7 protein-coding genes are annotated in these 6,292 nt (G+C 44.5%); 1 reads left to right on the top strand and 6 read right to left on the bottom strand.

Annotated features, from left to right (window positions below):
• The 5 genes from coaD to prfB all read right to left on the bottom strand — a co-directional run.
• Window positions 1–303 (bottom strand): pantetheine-phosphate adenylyltransferase (coaD, locus tag A1D16_RS13615; protein ID WP_290710393.1); only part of this gene is annotated, 303 nt, incomplete at its 3' end.
• A gap of 13 nt (window positions 304–316) precedes the next feature.
• On the bottom strand, window positions 317–1,246 hold the full coding sequence (locus tag A1D16_RS13610) for an aspartate carbamoyltransferase catalytic subunit (protein WP_290710391.1): 930 nt from the start codon (window positions 1,244–1,246) through the stop codon (window positions 317–319).
• A gap of 19 nt (window positions 1,247–1,265) precedes the next feature.
• On the bottom strand, window positions 1,266–1,787 hold the full coding sequence (gene pyrR, locus A1D16_RS13605) for a bifunctional pyr operon transcriptional regulator/uracil phosphoribosyltransferase PyrR (RefSeq protein WP_290710389.1): 522 nt from the start codon (window positions 1,785–1,787) through the stop codon (window positions 1,266–1,268).
• A gap of 73 nt (window positions 1,788–1,860) precedes the next feature.
• On the bottom strand, window positions 1,861–3,492 hold the full coding sequence (pruA, locus tag A1D16_RS13600; RefSeq protein WP_290710387.1) for an L-glutamate gamma-semialdehyde dehydrogenase: 1,632 nt from the start codon (window positions 3,490–3,492) through the stop codon (window positions 1,861–1,863).
• 16 nt (window positions 3,493–3,508) lie between these two features.
• Window positions 3,509–4,607, bottom strand: a protein-coding gene (gene prfB, locus A1D16_RS13595; RefSeq protein WP_366206821.1) for a peptide chain release factor 2 whose coding sequence is annotated in 2 segments (ribosomal slippage) — window positions 3,509–4,555 and window positions 4,557–4,607 — 1,098 coding nt in all. Because the reading frame shifts where the segments join, the coding sequence is not laid out codon by codon here.
• Between the two features lie 233 nt (window positions 4,608–4,840).
• Here prfB and msrA point away from each other — a divergent pair.
• The gene (gene msrA, locus A1D16_RS13590; protein ID WP_366206827.1) at window positions 4,841–5,434 is read left to right on the top strand and encodes a peptide-methionine (S)-S-oxide reductase MsrA; all 594 of its coding nucleotides are present in this window, start codon (window positions 4,841–4,843) and stop codon (window positions 5,432–5,434) included.
• 81 nt (window positions 5,435–5,515) lie between these two features.
• Here the strand turns inward: msrA and A1D16_RS13585 are convergent, their stop codons facing one another.
• Complete coding sequence (locus tag A1D16_RS13585; protein WP_290710381.1) at window positions 5,516–6,277, bottom strand: acyl-CoA desaturase; 762 nt, start codon at window positions 6,275–6,277, stop codon at window positions 5,516–5,518.
• Window positions 6,278–6,292: the final 15 nt, after the last annotated feature.

Here is a 6,292-nt window from a genome sequence, read left to right as displayed (position 1 = left end):
AATAGTTTTCTCGTATTCAAAGTCGCTCACGTATCGAATACCTCTCAGAATAAAATTAGCCCCTATTTCCTGGCAAAATTTGACGGTCAGTCCCTCGTACATGGCACCTTCTACTTTCGGCTCTTCTTTAAAGATTTCCTTGATCCAAAGCAGTCGTTGTTCTGCAGAAAACATCGGCGCCTTGGAAGAATTCAGACCAACGCCGATAATTATTTTATCAAACAAAGGAAGTGCGCGGGTTACTATATCTACATGTCCCAGGGTTATGGGATCAAAGGTTCCGGGAAAGAGGCAAATTTTCATGCTGATTCATTATTTATTGCTCACCGCGGCCAGCGAGCAGGTATAATACGGCCATCCGTACCGCTACCCCATTTTCCACCTGTTGTAAAATAATTGATTGTTTGCTATCGGCCACATCGCTGTCCAGTTCTACGCCCCGGTTAATGGGGCCCGGATGCATGACAATTATTTCTTTATTGAGCTGATCCAGTAACGCCTTCTTTACCCCGTATGCCAGGTTATATTCACGCAGCGAGGAAAACAAAACCTGGTTCTGCCGTTCGAGCTGGATACGAAGCACATTTGCCACATCGCACCAGGCTAACGCTTTTTTCAGATCATACTCCACCTGAACATCAAAGGCTTCTTTCATATAGGTGGGGATTAGCGTAGGCGGACCAGCCACCATCACTTCTGCGCCCATTTTTTTCAGCAGGTAAATATTACTTAACGCAACCCGCGAATGCATGATATCGCCGATCAGCGCAATTTTTTTCCCTTCCAGGCTGCCCAGTTTTTCTCGAATAGAAAAAGCATCCAGCAAAGCCTGGGTAGGGTGTTCATTGATACCGTCTCCCGCGTTTACAATTGCTGCCGGAATATGTTTGGCCAGAAAATGCGGAGCTCCGCTGGCACTGTGGCGCATAACCACCATATCCACTTTCATACTGAGGATATTGTTCACCGTGTCGAGCAGGGTCTCCCCTTTCGACACCGAAGATCCGCTGGCAGAAAAATTGATGGTATCCGCACTCAGTCTTTTTTCGGCCAGTTCAAAAGAAATCCGCGTCCGAGTTGAATTTTCATAAAACAAATTCACGATGGTTACGTCTCGGAGAGACGGCACTTTTTTAATCGGTCGCTGTAAAACTTCTTTGAATTGGGTGGCGGTATCTAAAATAAGTTGTATGTCCCGGGGAACCAGATCTCTAATGCCTAGAAGATGTTTTGTACTTAGTTGCATTAGGGTGCAAAGTTAATTGTTAGAGCAATACCACCTCATCCTTTCCCTCATTTTCCTTCCAGCCAACTTTTACGCGTTCGGTAATAATGGAGTCGATCGATTTTCCAACATAATCGGGCTGAATAGGCAACTCTCTGCTGAATCTTCGATCAATCAGCACACATAATTCCACTTTAGCCGGACGACCAAAATCCAGCAGTGCATCCAGTGCTGCCCGGATAGTACGCCCCGTGTACAAAACATCATCAATTAATATAACCTGTTTATCCTGTATGGAAAAAGGTATATCTGTTTCATTGGCGATGCGTAACTCATTGCGAACATCATCCCGGTAAAACGTAATATCAAGAATACCATAGGCCACTTCACCGGCGGGTAATATATGGCGGATTTCCTGGTTAATTCGATCACTCAGCCATTTTCCTCTTGGCTGTATGCCAATCAGGCATGCTTTCGAAAGATCCGGGCAATTTTCCAGGATCTGATGACTCAGCCTTTTTACCGTTAAATTAATCTGCTCTTCACTGAGGATGGTTTTCACTCGGTCAATTTTATGCTAAAATACGGCTTCAGTACCGATCAAAAAAAATAGCCGCAAAAGCGGCTATCAAAATTTATTCCTCTCCTAAAAACGGATACCGGTAATCTACCGGCGGGTTAAAGGTTTCTTTTATTGTTCTTGCACTCAACCAGCGATACAGGTTCAGCATCGATCCTGCTTTATCATTGGTGCCGCTTGCACGTGCGCCGCCAAATGGCTGCTGACCTACTACGGCTCCGGTCGGTTTATCATTGATATAAAAATTCCCCGCCGCATGGCGCAACCTGTTTACCGCCAATTCAACGGCCGCCCGATCCTGGGCAATAATTGAGCCTGTTAGCGCATAATCAGACGTGGTATCTACCAGGGTCAGCGTTTTTTCAAACTGCTCTGCATCGTAAGTATAAATCGTTAATACCGGCCCGAATAACTCTTCGCACATCGTAACATACCGGGGGTCTCGTACTTCAATGACTGTAGGCTCAATAAAGAATCCTTTTCGTTTATCGCAGTTACCACCTACCAGAATTTTTGCCTTGCGGTCCTTTTTGGCGTTATCAATATACTTTTTCAGTTTATCGTAACTTTTCTCATCGATTACCGCATTTACAAAATTGCTAAAATCCTCTACGGAACCCATTTTCATGGATTCAACCTGCGTTACCAGTTTCCGTTTCACAGCATCTGCAATATTGGAAGGTATATACGCCCGGGAAGCAGCTGAACATTTTTGTCCCTGGTATTCAAATGCACCCCGCGCAAGTGCTGTTGCCACCACATCCGGGTCGGCCGATTTATGGGCCAGTACAAAATCCTTTCCGCCCGTTTCACCTACGATCCGGGGATAGGACTTATACTTTGATACATTGGCCCCGATGGTAGCCCACATTTGGTTAAATACACCTGTTGATCCGGTAAAATGCACGCCGGCAAAATCAGGATGATTAAAGCATACCTCCCCCAAAGTAGGGCCATCTACATAAATCAGGTTGATGACACCATCCGGTAACCCGGCTTCCATCATTATTCGCATAAACTGCTGCGCAGAGTAAACCTGCGTGTTAGCGGGTTTCCAAACCACGGTATTGCCACACATGGCAGCGGAAGTAGGCAGGTTGCCTCCTATTGCCGTGAAATTAAAAGGCGTTACAGCCAGTACAAATCCTTCCAGTGGCCGCCATTCCATGCGGTTATGTACACCAGGAGCACTGATTGGCTGCTGCTTATAAATTTCACTGAGATAATGTACATTGAAGCGCAAAAAATCCACGATTTCACAAGCACTATCAATCTCTGCCTGGTAAACATTTTTACTTTGGCCCAACATGGTTGTACCATTCAGATAAGGGCGGTATTTGGTGGCAATAAGATCTGCTGCCTTTAAAAAAATGGCCGCTCTGTTTTCCCAACTCATGGCAGCCCAGGACTCCTTTGCCTTTAGGGCGGCATCAATTGCCTGCTGCACATGTTTTTTATCGCCCGCATGGAAATGACCTAATACATGCGCTCTTTCATGCGGTGCATGGATAGCTACTTTATTTCCTGTACGAACAGCCCTTCCGCCTATATACATAGGGATATCCGCCTCTTTTTTCTTCAATTCGGCCAGTACTTTTTTCTGGCGAATTTTTTCAGGTGAACCGGGCGCATAATTTAATACGGGCTCATTCACCGGTAACGGGTAAGAAAAATAACCAAGACTCATGGTATATGTTTTTGTGTTAGCTGGCAGGTTCTTCTTCCTTCTGACTCATCAGGTAGGCCTTGATAAAGCCATCCAGTTCACCATCCATTACGGGCTGAACATTTCCGACTTCATAATCCGTTCGGTGGTCTTTAATCATTTTATAGGGATGGAATACATAACTCCTGATCTGACTACCCCATTCAATTTTTTTCTTGCTGGCGTTGGTCGAATTTTTTGCTTCCTCCCTCCTTCTTAATTCCTCTTCATACAAACGGCTCTTCAACATTTGCATGGCTTTTTCGCGGTTGCCCAACTGGGTACGTTCGGTCTGGCAAATTACCACAATTCCGGTTGGCAGGTGGGTTAACATAACCTTGGTTTCAACCTTGTTTACGTTCTGTCCGCCTGCTCCCCCACTTCTTGCCGTTTCCATTTTCACTTCACTGTCTTTCACCTCAATTTCTATGGTATCATCCACCAGGGGATATACAAAAACCGAAGCAAAAGAAGTGTGGCGGCGGGCGTTTGAATCAAAGGGAGATATTCGTACCAGGCGGTGTACCCCGCTTTCTCCTTTCAAAAACCCATAGGCAAAAGGACCATCGAACTGGAATGTAGCACTTTTAATACCTGCCCCGTCTCCATCCTGCCAGTCCAGTTCGGTAACTGTCCAGCCCTGTTTTTCGCCATACATCCGGTACATACGCGATAAAATATGGGCCCAATCCTGGCTTTCCGTACCACCTGCTCCACTGTTTATCTGGATAACGGCCGGTAATTCGTCCTCCGGCTGGTTAAGGGTGCTTTTAAACTCTGCTTCTTCAATGGCTGCCAGCGCTTTTTCATAAGCCTCGCGGGCTTCTTCCTCTGTGGCTTCCCCGGCTTTCCAAAATTCATACAATACGGCAAAATCCTCCACACCGGTTTCCACCGATCTGAACAGATCCATCCAGTATTCATGTACTTTGATTTCTTTCAGAATAGCCGTTGCCCGCTGATTATCATCCCAAAAACCCGGGGCCAGCGTTAATTGTTTATCCTGTTGAATCTTATCGGTGCGGTTAGCGACGTCAAAGAAACCTCCTTAGAACAGTAACCCGTTCCCGTAATGTTTTCAATTGCTCTTGTGTCATAGCGCGCAAAGATAGGAGTATATGGTAAAAATCCCATCAAAGGCCAATAGGTTCAGGGGAATAGTGCTAATTTAACGTTTTATCCAGCTATTAAAACCCTTAGTGGTTGTACCTTGCACTAACAATTGTGTTCAACTAAAATGTCGTATTTGAAACTTTTTACTCCGTTTTCTTTACTGACTTGTTACCTGCTGCTTAGCAGTTGTGCGCAAAAAGAAAATCCTAACAGGTCCATGAGCAATGATCTTGTTTATGCCGGGTATCAACAGGTAACGGACACAGCTACGCTCGGAGCGGGCTGTTTCTGGTGTGTGGAAGCCGTATTTCAACAACTAAATGGGGTGCTGAAGGTATCTTCCGGTTATTCCGGGGGCCATGTAGCCAACCCAACCTATGAACAGGTTTCGGAAAAAAACACCGGGCATGCAGAAGTAATTCAGGTGGTTTTCGACCCCTCTATGGTTAGTTTCGACGAAATACTGGAAGTTTTCTGGCAAACCCATGATCCAACCACACTCAATAAGCAGGGAAATGACGTAGGCCCGCAATACCGCAGTGCTATCTTTTACCATACCGAAGAACAAAAGAAAAAAGCCCTTTATTACAAAGAGCAGCTGGAAAAAAGCCATGCCTGGGATAACCCCATCGTTACCGAAATTGTTCCCTTTAAGAAATTCTATATAGCGGAAGACTATCACCAGAATTACTACCTCAACAATGGATCTCAACCCTATTGTTATTTTGTAATACGTCCCAAGCTGGAAAAATTTGAAAAGGTATTTAAGGATAAACTGAAAAGATACAACCAGGGACAAACTAAAAACTAAAAAACACATTCTTTTACTATAAAAAAGGGCCGGATTATAAAAAATCCGGCCCTTTTTTTATAGTATTTTAGTGAAATCCTATTAATGAGAAGGCGGCTGCTGCGTTACCGTTGCAGGCTTTAACTTTATAATACCGATCAGGTTCATACCACGCATCACGTAAAAAGTAGGATCCAGCTCAAACCATTTGCGGGCAAAATTTGGATTCTCGCCATCTTTATGGTGGTTGTTTTGGAACAATTCACCCAACAGGAAAATTCCCCAGGGTTCAGAATTTTTGGAATGGTCGCCATTTTTATAGTTCGCATACCCATACTTGTGACCACACCAGTTTACAATAGCTCCCTGAACCGGGCCCATCAGGTAATGAATAGGCAATAATAAAAACCACCAGTAACTAGGTGCAAAAATTATATATACAAGTGTATAAGCTATTCCAAAGCAAAGCCGGGTAGCCCAATGATCAGCAAAACGATCCAGCTTTTCCCAATTGGGGAGATAGGCTTTTGTGAACTGCTCTTCCGGCATACCCTTGCGGGTAACAAAACTGTTATAAATATTTCTGGTATGCATCATCATACCCCAAACGTCCTTGAAGAAATGCGGGCTATGCGGGTCTTTTTCCGTATCACTATACACATGGTGCATGCGGTGCATTACGCCATACGCTCTAGGCACCAGGTAGGAAGAACCTTGTGTAAACCAGGTCATCAGGTAAAAAACTCTTTCCCACCCTTTACTGGTTGTATACATTTGATGGGAAGCAAACCGGTGCAAGAAAAAAGTGTGAAAAAACAAGGATAAAAACCAGTGAGTAAAAAAGAAAATTAAAATTACCGCCATGTGACTCTTTTGAAA

The organism is Flavihumibacter sp. CACIAM 22H1, from assembly GCF_001601815.1.
Taxonomy (GTDB): Bacteria; Bacteroidota; Bacteroidia; order Chitinophagales; family Chitinophagaceae; genus Flavihumibacter.
The sequence above is the reverse complement of the archived record's forward strand: the minus strand, read 5'-3'. Positions and strand labels throughout refer to the sequence as shown.

Bases quoted from the DNA above. Each gene is read 5' to 3' on its own strand.
- A1D16_RS13610 (WP_290710391.1), bottom strand. From the start codon at position 1,246: ATGCAACTAAGTACAAAACATCTTCTAGGCATTAGAGATCTGGTTCCC.
- msrA (WP_366206827.1), top strand. From the start codon at position 4,841: ATGAGCAATGATCTTGTTTATGCCGGGTATCAACAGGTAACGGACACA.
- pruA (WP_290710387.1), bottom strand. From the start codon at position 3,492: ATGAGTCTTGGTTATTTTTCTTACCCGTTACCGGTGAATGAGCCCGTA.
- A1D16_RS13585 (WP_290710381.1), bottom strand. From the start codon at position 6,277: ATGGCGGTAATTTTAATTTTCTTTTTTACTCACTGGTTTTTATCCTTG.